The sequence below is a fragment of the Streptomyces sp. NA04227 genome, assembly GCF_013364195.1.
Taxonomy (GTDB): Bacteria; Actinomycetota; Actinomycetes; order Streptomycetales; family Streptomycetaceae; genus Streptomyces.
The window spans coordinates 2,281,328-2,296,915 of the sequence record NZ_CP054918.1 but is presented as its reverse complement, the minus strand read 5'-3'; the positions used below and the strand labels follow the sequence as shown (position 1 = coordinate 2,296,915).

Genomic DNA, 15,588 nt, shown 5'->3' with positions numbered 1-15,588 from the left:
CGTGTTCGCTGCAGAACGTCGCCAATTGATCCTCGAAATGGTGCGGGCCAACGGAGCGGTGTCGCTTCGCGAACTCGCCCGTGTCGTCCAGACCTCCGAAGTGACCGTCCGGCGCGATGTGCGCGCCCTGGAGGCCGAAGGGCTCCTCGACCGCCGTCACGGTGGCGCGGTGCTCCCCGGCGGCTTCACGCGGGAGACCGCCTTCCCGCAGAAGTCCCATCTCGCAACCGCCGAGAAGACCGCCATCGCCGACGCCGCCGCCGCCTTCGTCTCGGAGGGGGAGGCCATCGTCGTCGGTGCCGGGACCACCACCCAGGAACTGGCCCGCAGACTGGCCAGGGTGCCCGGGCTCACGGTGGTCACCAACTCCCTGCTCGTCGCCCAGGCACTGGCGCACGCCAACCGGGTCGAAGTGGTGATGACCGGCGGCACCCTGCGGGGCTCCAACTACGCCCTGGTGGGCAGCGGGGCCGAGCAGTCGCTGCAGGGCCTTCGGGTCTCCCGGGCCTTCCTGTCCGGGAGCGGGCTGACCGCCGAACGCGGCCTGTCCACCTCCAACATGCTCGCGGCGAGCGTGGACCGGGCCCTGGTGCAGGCGGCCGCCGAGGTGATCGTCCTCGCGGACCACACCAAGCTCGGCTCCGACACCATGTTCCAGACGGTGCCCACGGACGTGATCACCCGCCTGGTCACCGACGAGCCGCCGGGTCACGAGGAGCGCGCGGGTACGGAGTTGCAGGCCCTCGCCGACCAGGGTGTCCAGATCACGGTGGCCGGTGAGCGGGCCGCGGGCGGCGGCGAGAACGAGCGCCAGCCCGCCCGCAAACCGGGCCGCGCCCAGGTCCCGCTGCCCGCCCCGCGCCGCGGTCAAGTGGGCGGCGGCGGACCCCAGTTGCGCAGCGCGGCCACCATCGCGGAGCAGCCGGGGGCACGGGTCGCGGACATGCGGCGCCGCTGAGCCGGGCGGGCGGGCGCGCGTAGGCGTCCGCCCCGCGCGGGCCCCGGAACGCGCCGCGGGCCCGGCCGGAACTCGAAGTCCGGCCGGGCCCGCGGCTGCCAACTCATGGCTGTCGCCGAGTCGATGGCTGTTCTCGGCGGGTCAGTCCTTGATCTCGCAGATCGCGGCGCCGGACGTGATCGAGGCGCCGACCTCGGCGGACAGGCCCTTGACGGTGCCGGACCGGTGCGCGTTGAGGGGCTGCTCCATCTTCATGGCCTCCAGGACGACGACCAGGTCGCCCTCCTTGACCTCCTGGCCCTCCTCGACGGCGACCTTGACGATGGTGCCCTGCATCGGCGAGGCGAGCGTGTCGCCGGAGGCCGCGGGGCCCGACTTCTTGGTCGCACGGCGCTTGGGCTTGGCGCCCGCGGCCAGACCCGTACGCGCCAGGGACATGCCGAGCGAGGACGGGAGCGAGACCTCCAGGCGCTTGCCGCCGACCTCGACGACGACCGTCTCGCGGCCCGCCTCGTCCTCCGCGTCGGCCTCGCCGGCCGGCTGGAACGGGGCGATGTCGTTGACGAACTCGGTCTCCATCCAGCGGGTGAAGACCGTGAACGGGCCCTTGGAGCCGGTCAGTTCGGGGGCGAACGCCGGGTCCTTGACCACCTTGCGGTGGAACGGGATGGCGGTGGCCATGCCCTCGACCTGGAACTCGTTCAGCGCCCGCGAGGCCCGCTGGAGAGCCTGCTCACGGGTGGCGCCGGTGATGATCAGCTTGGCAAGCAGGGAGTCCCAGGCCGGGCCGATCACGCTGCCGGACTCGACGCCCGCGTCCAGCCGGACACCGGGGCCGGACGGCGGCGCGAAGGTGGTGACAGTGCCGGGCGCGGGCAGAAAGCCCCGGCCCGGGTCCTCGCCGTTGATGCGGAACTCGAAGGAGTGGCCGCGGATCTCGGGGTCGCCGTAGCCCAGTTCCTCGCCGTCGGCGATCCGGAACATCTCGCGGACCAGGTCGATGCCGGTGACCTCTTCGGTGACCGGGTGCTCGACCTGGAGGCGGGTGTTGACCTCCAGGAAGGAGATCGTGCCGTCCTGGCCGACGAGGAACTCCACGGTGCCCGCGCCGACGTAACCGGCCTCCTTGAGGATGGCCTTGGACGCCGCGTACAGCTCGGCGTTCTGCGCCTCGCTCAGGAAGGGCGCCGGGGCCTCCTCGACGAGCTTCTGGTGGCGGCGCTGCAGCGAGCAGTCACGGGTGGAGACGACGACCACGTTGCCGTACTTGTCGGCCAGGCACTGGGTCTCCACGTGCCGCGGCTTGTCCAGGTAGCGCTCCACGAAGCACTCGCCGCGACCGAAGGCGGCGACCGCCTCGCGTACCGCGGACTCGTACAGCTCGGGGACCTCCTCCAGGGTGCGGGCGACCTTCAGGCCGCGACCGCCACCGCCGAAGGCGGCCTTGATCGCGATCGGCAGGCCGTGCTCCTGGGCGAAGGCGACGACTTCCTCGGCACCCGAGACGGGGTCCGGGGTACCGGCGACCAGGGGCGCGCCCGCCCGCTGGGCGATGTGCCGGGCGGCGACCTTGTCGCCGAGGTCCTGGATGGCCTGCGGCGGCGGGCCGATCCAGATCAGTCCGGCGTCGAGCACGGCCTGGGCGAAGTCGGCGTTCTCCGAGAGGAACCCGTAGCCGGGATGCACGGCATCCGCGCCCGAGTCCGCGGCGGCCTGCAGCACCTTCGCGATGTCGAGGTAACTGGTGGCCGGAGTGTCACCGCCCAGAGCGAACGCCTCGTCCGCCGCGCGGACATGCAGAGCGTCCCGGTCCGGCTCGGCGTAAACGGCCACACTCGAGATACCCGCATCCCGGCATGCCCGGGCAACGCGGACTGCGATTTCGCCACGGTTGGCGATGAGCACCTTGCGCACGATGGCTCCCTCCTTGAAACAAGCTGAGTTTAGGGACAGCCGACACGGCCTTACGACCCGTCCCCACTGGTGAGCTTGCCCACACGGAGCGTGATTCGAGGCCTGCTCGTTCGGTGAAACCCCTTGTCGTACCGGCGAAGACAGGTTTCTTCGTCTGAACCCTAGCCCTGCGATGTGGCCAAGGTCTCTGTGAATTCGTGCCGCGCCCCAAGGGGTTTCTTTGTGGAGTCCCTACGAATGGCCCAATCGTTCTTTGCCTTTGCCGGACCCCTTGTCCGGACGTTTACCCGTTAGTAGCGTTCACGATGTTCGAAGGGTTCGTGGCCCGAAGGGCCCTGTTGTGGGGCCGGACTCGGGGCCACTCGTCCGAAATACCGGTATCGCAGGGCCCTTTCAGGGGTGGCGGACCGGCTCCGGGCGGGCAGGAACGTATCGAACATCACGTGCTTCCGGACGAACACGGGAACGCGCGAACACACGAACAAGAAGGACGGGCGCGCGGGTACGTGAGTACGCGGGCGCGCGAGCGGTACGACAGCGTGCGAAGCCGCGCGCGAGAACAACGGACATCCGGAACAACTGCAGTCGAAGGTGGGTGGGGCGCGGTGGTACGCAGACCTGTTGCGCTGGTGGGTGCGCTCGTGCTCGTCGGGGAGGCCATCGGGATCGCGCTCCTCAACTGGTTCCTGGGCCTCGTGGTGGACCGTCAGGACATGTCGATGGGCGGCCTGGACCCGGACGCGATGAGCGTGGGCACCTGGATAGGCGGCGGGCTCTTCGGCCTGTATCTGCTGCTGTGCGCCCTGGTGATGCTCCTGGTGGGCGTCCGCAACCGGCCCGCTGTCGGCCTCGGCCGGATCCTGCTGATCAGCGCGGCCGTGGTGCACGCCCTGCTCGGCGCCCTCACCGTCGGCCTGGTGGGCTGGCCCGCCTTCGGCTTCATGATGGTCGTGCTCGCGCTGATCGTCTTCACGCTGGTGATGGACGGCAAGCAGCCCGAGGCACCGGAGCGCCCCGCCGACGCACCCGCCAGCCCCGAGGGCGGCACGCCGCAGCCCGCCTGACGGCTACGTAGCCACCCGCCGTACGGGCGGGCGGTCAGGCCCCCGGCGCGGTCCACAACTCGGTGATACCGACGCCCAGTTCGGCGAGCAGGCGGCGCAGCAGCGGCAGCGAGAGGCCGAGGACGTTGCCGTGGTCGCCGTCGATACCGTCGATGAACGGGCCCGAGCGGCCGTCCAGGGTGAACGCGCCCGCCACGTAAAGGGGTTCGCCGGAGGCGACGTACGCGGCGATCTCCGCGTCGCTGGGCTCGCCGAAGCGGACCACGGTGGAGGCGGTCGCGGCGACGTACCGTCCGGCCGCGGTGTCGTAGACACAGTGGCCGGTCTGCAGGGTGGCCGCGCGGCCGCGCATCGCCTTCCAGCGCGCGGTGGCCTCGGCGGCGTCCGCGGGCTTGCCGAGCGCCTCGCCGTCCAGGTCGAGCACCGAGTCGCAGCCGATCACCAGGGCGCCGCTCGCGGTGACTTCGGGCCGTGCGGCGACCACGGAGGCCTTGGCCTCGGCCAGGGCGAGGGCCAGCTCGGCGGGCGTCGGCGCGGAGACGGCGTCCTCGTCCACGCCGCTGACGATCACCTCGGGTTCGAGTCCGGCCTGCCGCAGCAGTTGGAGCCGGGCCGGGGACTGGGACGCGAGCACGAGACGGCGCTGATCACTCATGGGGGTCAGGGTAGACGAGCCCGGTGGCGGCGCGACGGGGTGCCGCGAGGGGCACGCACGGCCTGCTCGGGGCTGTCACGGAGCGCCGTACGGCCCTTGTGCGGCCCTCGTACGGCTCGCGCGGCGCTCCCGTACGCCCGGCCCGCTCAGCGGAAGCCGAGGAACAGCAGCGCCAGCATGACGGCGACGGGCAGCACGAACGAGGCCCGCCGCAGCATTGACTGCATCTCGCGCAGTTGCCGGTCGGGCTGGTTCTCGGGGTCGGACCACAACATGCGAACGATCCTGCCGTCCGGGCCGCCGCGACGCCTGAGTACGCGTACTCAATACGCACGGTCCGGTGTCCTGCGGATGAACGTACGGCGTCGTGGCCGGGCGTTGACCGGAGGCAGCCGGGACGCCGGTCGGAGGCAGCAGGGATGGCCGGTCGCAGGCACCCCGGACGCACCCACGACGCACCCCGGACGCACCGCGGGCGCCGTCGCGCAGTGCGACGGCGCCCGCAGGGCGTACAGGGGCAGCGCTGTGCCTCGGTTGTGCTGTGCCTCGTCAGGGACGTGCCTCGTCGGGGACGTGCCTCGGGAGGCGCGTGCCTCAGGAGGGCCAGAAGGTGCGGCCCCAGGACTTCGGGCCCGGTGCGGGCACCTTGCGCACCGCGAGCCGCGCCGGGTCCGCCCAGGCCTCCGGCAGTGCCGGACCGTCGCCCGGCAGGCTCGACGCGGCGGCGGCGCGGGCGCGTACCACCGCGAGCGCGGCGGCCAGTTCCTCGGGGGTGGGGTTGCCCCGGACAACCTTGATCATGAGGGCTCCTTGCGGTTCCGTGCGGTCGTCCTACAGCGGGATGTTGCCGTGCTTCTTCGGCGGCAGGGACTCGCGCTTGCTGCGCAGCTGGCGCAGGCCGCGGACGAGGTGGGAACGGGTGTCGGACGGCATGATCACCGCGTCGATGTAACCGCGCTCGGCCGCCGTGTACGGGTTGAGCAGCGTGTCCTCGTACTCGCGGATGAGCTGGGCGCGCAGGTCCTCGCGCTCCTCGTCGCTCGCTGCGGCGAGGGTGCGGCGGTGCAGGATGTTGACCGCGCCCTGGGCGCCCATGACGGCGATCTGGGCGGTCGGCCAGGCCAGGTTGAGGTCCGCGCCGAGGTGCTTGGAGCCCATCACGTCGTAGGCGCCGCCGAAGGCCTTGCGGGTGATGACCGTGATCAGCGGGACGGTGGCCTCGGCGTAGGCGTAGATCAGCTTGGCGCCGCGGCGGATGATGCCGGTGTGCTCCTGCTCGACGCCCGGCAGGAAGCCGGGGACGTCGACGAAGGTGAGCACCGGGATGTTGAAGGCGTCGCAGGTGCGCACGAAGCGCGCGGCCTTCTCGGAGGCGTCGATGTCCAGGCAACCGGCGAACTGCATCGGCTGGTTGGCGACGACACCCACCGGATGGCCCTCGATACGGCCGAACCCGGTGACGATGTTCGGCGCGAACAGCGCCTGCGTCTCGAAGAACTCGCCGTCGTCCAGGACGTGTTCGACCACCGAGACGATGTTGTACGGCTGGTTCGCGCTGTCCGGGATGATCGTGTCGAGCTCGCGGTCCTCGTCGGTGAGGGCGAGGTCGGCCTCCTCGGGGAAGGAGGGCGCCTCGCTCAGGTTGTTCGACGGCAGGTAGGACAGCAGCGTCTTGACGTACTCGATCGCGTCCTTCTCGTCGCCCGCCATGTGGTGCGCCACACCGGAGGTCGCGTTGTGGGTACGGGCGCCGCCGAGCTCCTCGAAGCCGACGTCCTCACCGGTGACCGTCTTGATGACGTCCGGACCGGTGATGAACATGTGCGAGGTCTGGTCGACCATGATCGTGAAGTCGGTGATGGCGGGGGAGTAGACCGCGCCGCCCGCACAGGGGCCGACGACCAGGCTGATCTGCGGGATCACACCGGAGGCCAGCGTGTTGCGCCGGAAGATCTCGCCGTACAGGCCGAGCGCGCTCACGCCCTCCTGGATACGGGCGCCGCCGGAGTCGTTGATGCCGATGACCGGGCAGCCGGTCTTCAGCGCGAAGTCCATGACCTTGACGATCTTCTGCCCGAACACCTCGCCGAGCGCACCGCCGAAGACCGTGAAGTCCTGCGAGAACACCGCGACCGGGCGGCCGTCGACGGTGCCGTATCCGGTGACCACACCGTCTCCGTACGGGCGGTTCTTCTCCAGCCCGAAGTTGGTCGAACGGTGCTGCGCGAACTCGTCCAGCTCGACGAAGGAATCCTCGTCGAGGAGCAGGCCGATCCGCTCACGCGCTGTCAGCTTGCCCTTGGCGTGCTGCTTCTCCACCGCGCGTGCCGAGCCGGCGTGTGTCGCCTCCTCGATACGCCGCTGCAGGTCGGCGAGCTTGCCTGCGGTGGTGTGAATGTCGATCTGCGGCTCTTGGGGCTCGGACATCGGGCTGCGGCTCCCTGCCTGCTCATGGGGACGTTCGGGGGGACTTGTCACGGTGGTCGGAGCGTTGTGGGGGGTCATGCGAGTGGACCAACGGTTACTGGGTCGTAGCGTATCGGCGCGAATACGGTTCGGCAGTGCGGCGTTGACCACACCTACGCTGGCTTGCATGACGCATGAAAATGCCCAAGGGGATTCGGGGAGCCGCTGGTCCGACCTGGACCGTCCGCCCCTCGACGCCGCCTCGTTGCGCCGCGCGCTGATCCGTTCCGGATCGCTGTGGACCTCTCTGGAGGTCGTGCCCAGCACCGGCTCCACCAACACCGATCTCACCTCGGCCGCCGACGCCCTGGACGAGGGCACGGTGCTCGTCGCCGAGGAGCAGAACGCCGGCCGCGGCCGTCTGGAGCGCCGTTGGAGCGCCCCGGCGCGCAGTGGCCTGTTCTTCTCGGTCCTGCTGCGCCCCGGCGACGCCGTACCGGTGGAGCGCTGGGGCTGGCTGCCGCTGCTCGCCGGGGTCGCCACCGCCACCGCCCTGTCCCGCGAGGCGGGCGTGGACACGGCACTCAAGTGGCCCAACGACCTCCTGGTCACTGTCGGCTCGGAGGAGCGCAAGACGGGCGGCATCCTCGCCGAACGCGCCGGTACCGGCGCCGTGGTCATCGGCATCGGCCTCAATGTGAGCCTGCGCACGGACGAACTCCCGGTCCCCGGCGCCGGTTCGCTGGCCCTCGCGGGCGCCAAGAACGCCGACCGCGACATCCTGCTGCGCGCGATCCTGCGCTCCCTGGAGCAGTGGTACGGGGACTGGCGCGAGGCGGGCGGCGATCCGGCGGTCTCCGGCATCCAGGAGACGTACGCCGCGGGCTGCGCCACCCTCGGCCGCCGGGTGCGGGCCGAACTGCCCGGTGGCGGCGAGATCATCGGCGAGGCGGTCGCCATCGACGGCGACGGGCGTCTGGTGCTCGCCACCGAGGAGGGCGTGCAGGAGCCGGTGGCCGCCGGGGACATCGTGCATCTGAAGGCGGCGGGGCCCGCTCCGCGGGAGTGAGCCATCGCACATCTGCCGTAGTCTTCCGTGTCGCGGGAGCATCGGCCCCGGCCGGGCGCCGACTCCGCGTGAGGCGTGCGGCCCGGGCGCCCGGGCCGCCCTCGTGAGCTGGATCTCATAAACTGGGGTTCCACTTGTACACTGACCGCGGCCGATCGGAAGGGCAGCAGGCGTGAGCGTCGACGACACGGGCTCCACGGGCTCCGGCGCGGCATCCCCTCCGGTGCGCTCCGCGCAGCCCGAGCAGTCCGCACGGTCCGCCGACGAGGGCGGGCCGGGCGCCGAGGGCGCCGCGTCCGAGCCGGGCGACCCCGCCAGCGGGAGCGGACCGGCCGGTCACGGCCCGCCGGTCCCCGCGGAACCCGCCCCCGCGGCGAAGCCCGGCCGGTCCGGCGACGCGGCCGACTCCTCGGGCGAGGCCGCCGTCAAGCCGCCCGAGGAGAACCCGCTCGCGCTGCGCCTGGAGGGTCTGATCCTGGGCGCCGAGCGCCGGTACACGCCCTTCCAGGCGGCCCGGACCGCGGGCGTCTCCATGGACCTGGCCTCACGGTTCTGGCGCGCCATGGGCTTCGCCGACATCGGCCAGGCCAAGGCGCTCACCGAGGCGGACGTGCTCGCGCTGCGCAGGCTCGCGGGTCTGGTGGAGGCGGGCCTGCTCAGCGAGGCGATGGCCATCCAGGTGGCCCGTTCCACCGGCCAGACCACGGCCCGGCTCGCGGAGTGGCAGATCGACTCCTTCCTGGAGGGCCTGACCGAACCGCCCGAGCCCGGCATGACCCGTACCGAGGTCACCTATCCTCTGGTCGAACTCCTGCTGCCGGAGCTGGAGGAGTTCCTCGTCTACGTCTGGCGCCGCCAACTGGCCGCCGCCACCGGCCGCGTGGTGCAGGCCGGGGACGACGAGGAGATGGTGGACCGCCGCCTGGCGGTCGGCTTCGCGGACCTGGTCGGCTTCACCCGGCTCACCCGGCGCATGGAGGAGGAGGAACTCGGCGAACTGGTCGAGGCCTTCGAGACCACCGCCGCCGACCTGGTCGCCGCCCGTGGCGGCCGCCTGATCAAGACCCTCGGCGACGAGGTCCTCTACTGCGCCGACGACGCCGGTACGGCCGCCGAGATCGCGCTGCTGCTCATCGAGACGATGGCCTACGACGAGAGCATGCCGGAGCTGCGGGTGGGCATCGCCTTCGGCACCGTCACGACCCGCATGGGCGACGTCTTCGGCACCACGGTGAACCTCGCCAGCCGTCTGACGTCCATCGCCCCGCGCGACGCCGTCCTGGTCGACAGCGCCTTCGCGCAGGAACTCACCCGCACCGCACTCGCCCCCGCCTCGGAGGCCGAGGCCGCCGAGGCGGCGGCCGCCGCCGAGAAGGAGGGCGAGGAACCTCCGGAGTACCGCTTCGCTCTTCAGCCGATGTGGCAGCGGCCGGTGCGTGGACTGGGGGTTGTGGAGCCGTGGTTGCTCACTCGGCGGAGTTGAGCCGAGGCGGGCGGGTGCGGGGGCGCGGTCGCGTGCGTGCGTGAGGTGCGGGCGTGCGTGGTGCGGGGCGGGCGTGAGGTGCGTGGTACGGACGCGGGCGCGTGCGGGGTGTGCGTGGTGCTGGGCGGGCGTGCGTGATTGCCGGACGCGCCGGGGATCGGTGGTCCCCCTTCGAGGCCTTTCACGTGGGCCGGGCAGCTGACATGATCCAGCGGTAACGACCGTTAACAACGCGGCGCTGCCCAGGCCACAAGCCCTCCGGCGCGGCGCGGAATTCGCAGCGGAGGAATTCGTGGAGGAACAGCGGTACGGGGAGTTCGTGGCGGTCCGGCGGCACGAGGTGCACCCCCATGTGGCCGAGCTGGTGCTCGACCGCCCCAAGGCCATGAACGCCGTCTCCAGTGCGATGGCGGCCTCGATCGGCGAGGCGTGCGCGGCACTCGCGGCCGACCGTGCGGCGCGGGTCGTGGTCCTCACGTCCACGCACGAGCGCGCCTTCTGCGTCGGTGCCGACCTCAAGGAGCGCAACTCCTTCAGCGACGCCGACCTGGTCCGCCAGCGCCCGCTGGCCCGCCGCGCCTACACGGGCGTACTGGAACTGCCGCAGCCGACCCTCGCCGCGGTGCACGGCTTCGCGCTCGGCGGCGGCTACGAGCTCGCGCTGGCCTGCGACCTGATCGTGGCCGACAGCACCGCCCTGGTCGGCCTGCCCGAGGTCTCGGTCGGGGTCATCCCCGGCGGTGGTGGTACGCAGTTGCTGCCGCGCCGGGTGGGCTCGGCCCGCGCCGCCGAGCTGATCTTCTCCGCGCGCAAGGTGGCCGCCGCCGAGGCCCGTGAGCTGGGCATGGTCGACTTCCTGGTCGAGGAGGGCGCCGACCGCGAGGAGGCGCTGGCCATGGGCGCGCGGATGGCGGCCAACTCTCCCGTCGGCCTGCGCAACGCGAAGAAGGCCCTGCGGCTCGGCAACGGCCTGGACCTGCCGAGCGCACTGGAGATCGAGGACGCGGCCTGGCGGGCCACGGCCTTCTCGGGCGACCGTGCGGAGGGGGTGGCCGCGTTCAACGAGAAGCGTTCACCGAACTGGCCGGGGGAGTAGTCGAGAGGTGGCGCACGGGCCGGAGCCGTTCGCTCCGGGCCCGGGTGCCGCTGCCGGAACGGTCGGTCGGCCGGGCCCCGGATGCGCGAGAAGTGCCGGATGCGCCCTGTTCGCCGTACCGGACCTCCCATTTGCCGTAAATCTTCCTAACCTGGAGCAATGGTGGAGGATAAGCGGCTCCGGGCCGTGGTGTCACTGGCGCAGGCGATGGCGGCGGCGCGTACGCCCCGTGAGTCCTGGAAGGCGGCCGCGAGCGGGGCCTGCCGGGGACTGGACGGCAGCTTCGCCGCGCTGTCGGTCTGGGAGCGCGAGCTGGGCAGGCTGCGGGTCCTGGTCAACGTCGGCGAGCGCGCCGAGGGCGAGGAGGAGTACCCGGAGGCGGAGGTCTACCCCGTCCACCAGTTCCCGGAGATCACCGAGTTCCTGCACGAGCGCTGGGTCGGCGGCGGTGAGCCCAGTGCCTGGGTGGAGACGGTGCGCGGCCCTGCCGAGGGCGAGGCCGAGGCGGAGTACTGCCATCAGAGGGTGGCGGCGCTGCGCCGCCGCGGCCGGGGCTGCTGTGTGGTCGCCCCGGTGGTGCTGCGGGGCCGCGCCTGGGGCGAGCTGTATGTGGCGCGTCCGCAGCGCGAGGCGGTCTTCGACCAGGCCGACGCCGACTTCGCGACCGTGCTCGCCGCCGTGGTCGCCGCCGGGATCGCCCAGACCGAGCGCCTGGAGGAGGCCCGCCGTCTCGCCTACACCGACGCCCTCACCGGTCTGGCCAACCGCCGCGCGGTCGACGGACGGCTGGACGAGGCCATCGAGGAGCACCGCACCCACGGCTCCGTGGTCAGCCTCGTCGTCTGCGACCTCAACGGTCTGAAGAAGGTCAACGACACCCAGGGCCACGCGGTCGGAGACCGCCTCCTGGAACGCTTCGGCTCGCTGCTCTCGCTGTGCGGCGCGATGCTCCCCGGCACCCTCGCGGGCCGCCTCGGCGGCGACGAGTTCTGCCTGCTCGCCGTCGGCCCCGCGACGGACGAGGTGGTCCGGGTCGCGGACGAACTGTGCCGCAGGGCCGCCGAGTTGGGCGTCGGCGAGGGCGTGGCCTGCGGAGTGGCCTCCACCGGCGACCCGGTGGGCGCGGTCCGCTCCCCCCGGCGCCTGTTCCGCCTCGCCGACGCCGCCCAGTACCGCGCCAAGGCGGCCCGCGCCGACAAGCCGGTGGTGGCCGGCCGCGAGGGCCCCGACGACGAGGTCATCCGCCTCGCCGACGCCCCCGCGCCGCCCGAGGGGGAACGGCGCCGGATCCGGGGGCGGCGCCCGGCCTAGGACCGCGGACGGTGCAGTTTCGGGCCGCTCGGGCGACGGTCCGTCGCCGGGCCTACGCCCCGCGCCCCATGTGCGCGGCGCCCGCGCTGGCTAGGGTCGGCGCCCATGCACAGTACGGAGATCACCCGCCGCGACGGGGCGGAGCGCAGGCGGGACACCCTGGAACGGCTCGGCGCGGAGCGCGACATATGGCTGTCGACGTCCCACCCCGAGCACGGCCCGCATCAAGTGCCGCTGTGGTTCCGGTGGGACGGGCAGGCGGTGTGGATGTGCACCGGCGTGAACTCCGCGACCGCACGCAACGTACGAGCGGAACCTCGCGTACGGCTGGCACTGCCCGACACCTTCGATGTGGTGCTGCTGCAAGGGGAGGCGGAGTGTCATCCCGCGCCGGAGGTGCCGAAGGGCCCGGCGGACGCGTTCGCGGGCAAGTTCGGCTGGGATCCGCGTACGGAAGAGGCCCCCTTCGTGTACCTGTGCGTCGCGCCGCGGACGATCCGCGCCTGGCGCGGCGAGCCGGAGCTGCGCGGCCGGGTCGTCATGCGTGACGGGGTGTGGCTGGCGTAGGGCGTGCCCCGGTGCGGGCGCCTGGGTGCGGTTCGCCAGAGGACGGACCCTGCGGCGTCCGGCGCGTGCTCTCCGGGGCCCTGCCGGGAGGGCTTGACGGAAGTGCTTGCCGGAAGAGCTCGCCGGAAGGGCTAGCCGGAAGAGCTCGGGAGAGCGTGCCAGGCGCCGGGGCCCGCGTGGTGAGCTGAGCGGGACTTCGCGGACGCGGCCGGGGGCTGCCGATCAGCCGTCCACCCGCTCGCTCCATTCACTCGCGCCCAACGGGTAGTCGTAGCCGGGGCGGCCGGAGTTGGCGCTGGTGCGGAACGGCGTCCCGGCGTTGTCGATGTGGACGGTGCCCCGGCGGTTGCCGCTGGACCACTCCAGGGTGAGGTCCCAGCGGACGTCGTGCGCCTTGGTGCGGGCGTTGACGTAGAAGACCTCGGGGTCGGACTCGCTCACCTTGTACGGGAAGTCGCGCTGACCGCCCTTGACGGTGACGGAGGGGCTGCCGTTGTCGAGGTCGACGTCGAACACCTTGGTGTCGACGTTGCCGCCGCAGCCGACGCCCATCGAGTAGTCGTTCCAGGCGAGCGGGGCGCCCTTGGAGAGGATCCGTACGTGCAGGGCCTCCAGGACGACGGTGTCCTTCCCGGTGCCCTGCACGGTGAGGGCAACCCGCTGCTCCCCGGAGGAGACCGCGCCGTACGCGGCGGCCCAGCGCGGCGCGTTCGGCTCGGTGGCGGGCGGGCCGACCTGTTCGGGCTCGCTGTCGACGAGGAAGTGCTGGCTGCACGGGCTCTCGTAGACGAAGGGCCGGGTGGCGACGTTGACCGCCGCACCGCCGGTGGAGTCGTCGGCGCCGCCGCCGTTGGCGGGGGCCTCCGTCGCCGGGGCGGAGGGCTTGTCCTTGTCGTTGTCCTCGTCCTTGTCCTTGTCCGTTTTTCCGCTCTTGGACGGGGAGGGCGAGGCCGACCCGGACGGCCGTCCGTGGCCCTCCGGGCCGGTGCCGACCCCGATGCCGTCGTCGGCGGTCGGGCCCACGGTGCCGGAGGCTTTGCCGCCGCCGCCGTCGTCCCCGGACGGCAGCGTCACGGTGAGTACGACGATGCCCAGGACGGCCGCCGAGGCGACGGCGGCCAGGAGCGCGGTACGGCGCTTGCGGGGCCGTACGCGCGCGGACGCGGCGGTCGTGCCGACGAGCGGCTCGCTGCTGGCGAAGGGCGCGCCGCCCGCGCTGTCTTCGGCGTCCCCGGTGCTCCCCGCGCCCCCTGCGCCCGAGCCGCCCGCGTACGCCTGCTCCGACCGGTCCGTACCCGCATGCGTCCCCGGATCCGTCCCTGCGAGCGCTGCGCCGCCCCCATCGGCGGAGTTCCCGGCCGCCGAGGGTCCGCGCCGTGAACCGGCACGGCTGTTCGGCGCCGCCTCGGGCCATCCGCTGTGCGTCTCGGGCGATCCACCACCGGCCTCCCGCGATCCCTCACGCGCCTCCCGCGATCCGCCACCGGCTTCGGGCGATCCACCGGCCTCCGCCGACCCGCCACCCGTCTCCCGCGATCCGCCACCCGCCTCCGGCGATGACGCTCGACCCCCCGCCTCCGGCGACGGCCCTCCACCCCCCGCCTCCGACCCCTTACGCCCCCGCGCCGCGTCCGCCAGGATCCACCGCCGGTGCAGCGCGACCAGTTCGTCGGGGCTCGCGCGGCAGACGCGGGCCAGTCGCTCGACCGGTGCGTAGTCGGCCGGGACCGCGCTGCCGTTGCAGTAGCGGTGCAGCGTGGAGGTGCTCATGTGCAGTCGCTTGGCGAGCGCGCCGTAGCTCAGGCCCGAGCGCTCCTTGAGTTGCCGCAGCAGTTCCGCGAATGCCTCCGCATCCCCGGTGGCTCCCGTCGATCCGGTGGCCCCTGTCGCCCCTGACACCGTTGTTCCCCTTCCCCCGGCGACCCGGACGCGTCCCGTTCCCGCGTTCCAGGCACCCTGTGTTTCCCCTGGTCAAAGCCCGTTTCAACGTTCCAGCGTCCCTGACTGCACGGCAGGCGTGGCGGCTGGGACGGATCACCCCACAGGCTCCTGCCATCCAAGCAGCACACCCACCGCAGCACCGAAGGGGCTCACCCACATGTCCGTCCGCAACTCCCGTACCCGTCTGCTCACCGCCGCCGCGAGCGTCGCGCTCGCCGCCCTCTCCCTGACCGCCTGCAACGAGGACAACACGGGTGTGCGCGACGAAGGGGCGTCGACGAGTTCCTCGGCGACCGCCTCGCCGGGCTCCGCCTCCGGCTCCGGCGCGTCCGGCGAGGAGGGCGCGAAGCCCGCCCCCGACGGCTCGAAGCCGACCGCCAACGCCGACGGCACCGGCAACGGAGGCGCCGCAGGAAAGACCTCCGGCGGTTCGGGCGACCAGGCCACCGGCAACGGCGGCTCCCGGACCGACGACTCCGGCACCGACCCCGACAAGTTCGTCACCTGCCAGGGCTCCAACACCAAGACCGTCGCGGCACCCGTGAACCGCCCCGTGAACCACATGCTGCTCACGGTGACCAACACGGGCAGCGTCCCGTGCTTCCTGTACTACTACCCGGCCGTCCGCTTCGGCGAGGCCCAGTCGGTCCCGCCGGTGATCGAGGACTCGCAGCCGCAGGCCGTCGTCACGCTCGCCCCGGGTGAGTCCGGCTACGCCTCGGTGAACCTGTCGGCGGCCGACGGCACCGGTACCGACGGCCGTACCGAGAAGTCCCTCGAGGTCCACTTCCAGGGCCGTGACCAGGACCACGAGGAAGACCTCTCGCCCGCCCGCCCGCCGCTGCCCGCCGAGGGCGTCTACATCGACGACTCCCTCAAGGTCACCTACTGGCAGCAGGAGATGGAGGACGCCCTCTCCTGGTGACCCTCATCTCCAGGTGACCCCCCTCGTGAACCCACCCCGGCACCGCCCCCGGCACCACCCCCGGCACGGCGGCTCCGCGAGACGGCGATCCACCGTCGGACGGAGCCCCGGGCGCTCCACCCGTATCCCCGCCCGTGTCTCCACCCTTATCCCCGCCCGTGGCCGCGCCCCCGCCCTCGCCCGTAACCCCCGCCCCCGC

The 15,588-nt window shown here is 72.5% G+C and carries 14 protein-coding genes; 8 read left to right on the top strand and 6 right to left on the bottom strand.

All coding sequences use genetic code 11. The annotated features are described in order from the left end of the window. Position 1: 1 nt before the first annotated feature. Positions 2–958, top strand: a complete 957-nt coding sequence (locus tag HUT18_RS09535; protein ID WP_176099544.1) for a DeoR/GlpR family DNA-binding transcription regulator — start codon at positions 2–4, stop codon at positions 956–958. 141 nt (positions 959–1,099) lie between these two features. Here HUT18_RS09535 and HUT18_RS09530 read toward each other — a convergent pair whose 3' ends face one another. Further along, positions 1,100–2,872 (bottom strand): biotin carboxylase N-terminal domain-containing protein, encoded by a 1,773-nt coding sequence (locus HUT18_RS09530; RefSeq protein WP_176099542.1) that lies wholly within the window; start codon positions 2,870–2,872, stop codon positions 1,100–1,102. Between the two features lie 605 nt (positions 2,873–3,477). Here HUT18_RS09530 and HUT18_RS09525 point away from each other — a divergent pair. Then, complete coding sequence (locus HUT18_RS09525) at positions 3,478–3,936, top strand: hypothetical protein (RefSeq protein WP_254878500.1); 459 nt, start codon at positions 3,478–3,480, stop codon at positions 3,934–3,936. A gap of 34 nt (positions 3,937–3,970) precedes the next feature. Here the strand turns inward: HUT18_RS09525 and HUT18_RS09520 are convergent, their stop codons facing one another. The 4 genes from HUT18_RS09520 to HUT18_RS09510 form a co-directional block, all read right to left on the bottom strand. Beyond that, positions 3,971–4,591, bottom strand: coding sequence for a nucleoside triphosphate pyrophosphatase (locus HUT18_RS09520; protein WP_176099541.1), 621 nt, complete (start codon positions 4,589–4,591; stop codon positions 3,971–3,973). 146 nt (positions 4,592–4,737) lie between these two features. Further along, complete coding sequence (gene mmpB, locus HUT18_RS34165) at positions 4,738–4,866, bottom strand: morphogenic membrane protein MmpB (RefSeq protein ID WP_303246536.1); 129 nt, start codon at positions 4,864–4,866, stop codon at positions 4,738–4,740. A 319-nt stretch (positions 4,867–5,185) separates the two neighbouring features. After that, positions 5,186–5,392 carry an acyl-CoA carboxylase epsilon subunit gene (locus HUT18_RS09515; protein ID WP_176099539.1) on the bottom strand — a complete coding sequence of 69 codons (207 nt, stop codon included), beginning with the start codon at positions 5,390–5,392 and terminating at the stop codon, positions 5,186–5,188. A gap of 30 nt (positions 5,393–5,422) precedes the next feature. Then, the gene (locus tag HUT18_RS09510; RefSeq protein ID WP_176099537.1) at positions 5,423–7,018 is read right to left on the bottom strand and encodes an acyl-CoA carboxylase subunit beta; all 1,596 of its coding nucleotides are present in this window, start codon (positions 7,016–7,018) and stop codon (positions 5,423–5,425) included. A 166-nt stretch (positions 7,019–7,184) separates the two neighbouring features. Between HUT18_RS09510 and HUT18_RS09505 the strand changes: the two genes are divergently transcribed. From HUT18_RS09505 to HUT18_RS09485, 5 genes are all read left to right on the top strand, one after another. Then, positions 7,185–8,066, top strand: a complete 882-nt coding sequence (locus tag HUT18_RS09505; protein WP_176099536.1) for a biotin--[acetyl-CoA-carboxylase] ligase — start codon at positions 7,185–7,187, stop codon at positions 8,064–8,066. Positions 8,067–8,238: 172 nt separating this feature from the next. After that, positions 8,239–9,549, top strand: a complete 1,311-nt coding sequence (locus HUT18_RS09500) for an adenylate/guanylate cyclase domain-containing protein (RefSeq protein WP_176099534.1) — start codon at positions 8,239–8,241, stop codon at positions 9,547–9,549. Between the two features lie 292 nt (positions 9,550–9,841). Further along, entirely contained in the window at positions 9,842–10,645 is an 804-nt protein-coding gene (locus HUT18_RS09495) for an enoyl-CoA hydratase-related protein (RefSeq protein WP_176099531.1), read from the top strand. Positions 10,646–10,804: 159 nt separating this feature from the next. Further along, positions 10,805–11,956, top strand: a complete 1,152-nt coding sequence (locus tag HUT18_RS09490) for a GGDEF domain-containing protein (protein WP_176099530.1) — start codon at positions 10,805–10,807, stop codon at positions 11,954–11,956. A gap of 105 nt (positions 11,957–12,061) precedes the next feature. Next, positions 12,062–12,523, top strand: coding sequence for a pyridoxamine 5'-phosphate oxidase family protein (locus HUT18_RS09485; protein WP_176099528.1), 462 nt, complete (start codon positions 12,062–12,064; stop codon positions 12,521–12,523). Positions 12,524–12,745: 222 nt separating this feature from the next. Here the strand turns inward: HUT18_RS09485 and HUT18_RS09480 are convergent, their stop codons facing one another. Then, positions 12,746–14,422 carry a helix-turn-helix transcriptional regulator gene (locus HUT18_RS09480; RefSeq protein WP_176099526.1) on the bottom strand — a complete coding sequence of 559 codons (1,677 nt, stop codon included), beginning with the start codon at positions 14,420–14,422 and terminating at the stop codon, positions 12,746–12,748. A 199-nt stretch (positions 14,423–14,621) separates the two neighbouring features. On the opposite strand from HUT18_RS09480, the gene HUT18_RS09475 reads away from it, so the two are divergent. Next, positions 14,622–15,389, top strand: a complete 768-nt coding sequence (locus tag HUT18_RS09475; RefSeq protein WP_176099524.1) for a DUF4232 domain-containing protein — start codon at positions 14,622–14,624, stop codon at positions 15,387–15,389. Positions 15,390–15,588 lie beyond the last annotated feature (199 nt).

Coding starts and splice junctions, on each gene's coding strand:
- HUT18_RS09520 (WP_176099541.1), bottom strand. CDS start 4,591: ATGAGTGATCAGCGCCGTCTCGTGCTCGCGTCCCAGTCCCCGGCCCGG.
- mmpB (WP_303246536.1), bottom strand. CDS start 4,866: ATGTTGTGGTCCGACCCCGAGAACCAGCCCGACCGGCAACTGCGCGAG.
- HUT18_RS09515 (WP_176099539.1), bottom strand. CDS start 5,392: ATGATCAAGGTTGTCCGGGGCAACCCCACCCCCGAGGAACTGGCCGCC.
- HUT18_RS09510 (WP_176099537.1), bottom strand. CDS start 7,018: ATGTCCGAGCCCCAAGAGCCGCAGATCGACATTCACACCACCGCAGGC.
- HUT18_RS09505 (WP_176099536.1), top strand. CDS start 7,185: ATGACGCATGAAAATGCCCAAGGGGATTCGGGGAGCCGCTGGTCCGAC.
- HUT18_RS09490 (WP_176099530.1), top strand. CDS start 10,805: ATGGTGGAGGATAAGCGGCTCCGGGCCGTGGTGTCACTGGCGCAGGCG.
- HUT18_RS09485 (WP_176099528.1), top strand. CDS start 12,062: ATGCACAGTACGGAGATCACCCGCCGCGACGGGGCGGAGCGCAGGCGG.
- HUT18_RS09475 (WP_176099524.1), top strand. CDS start 14,622: ATGTCCGTCCGCAACTCCCGTACCCGTCTGCTCACCGCCGCCGCGAGC.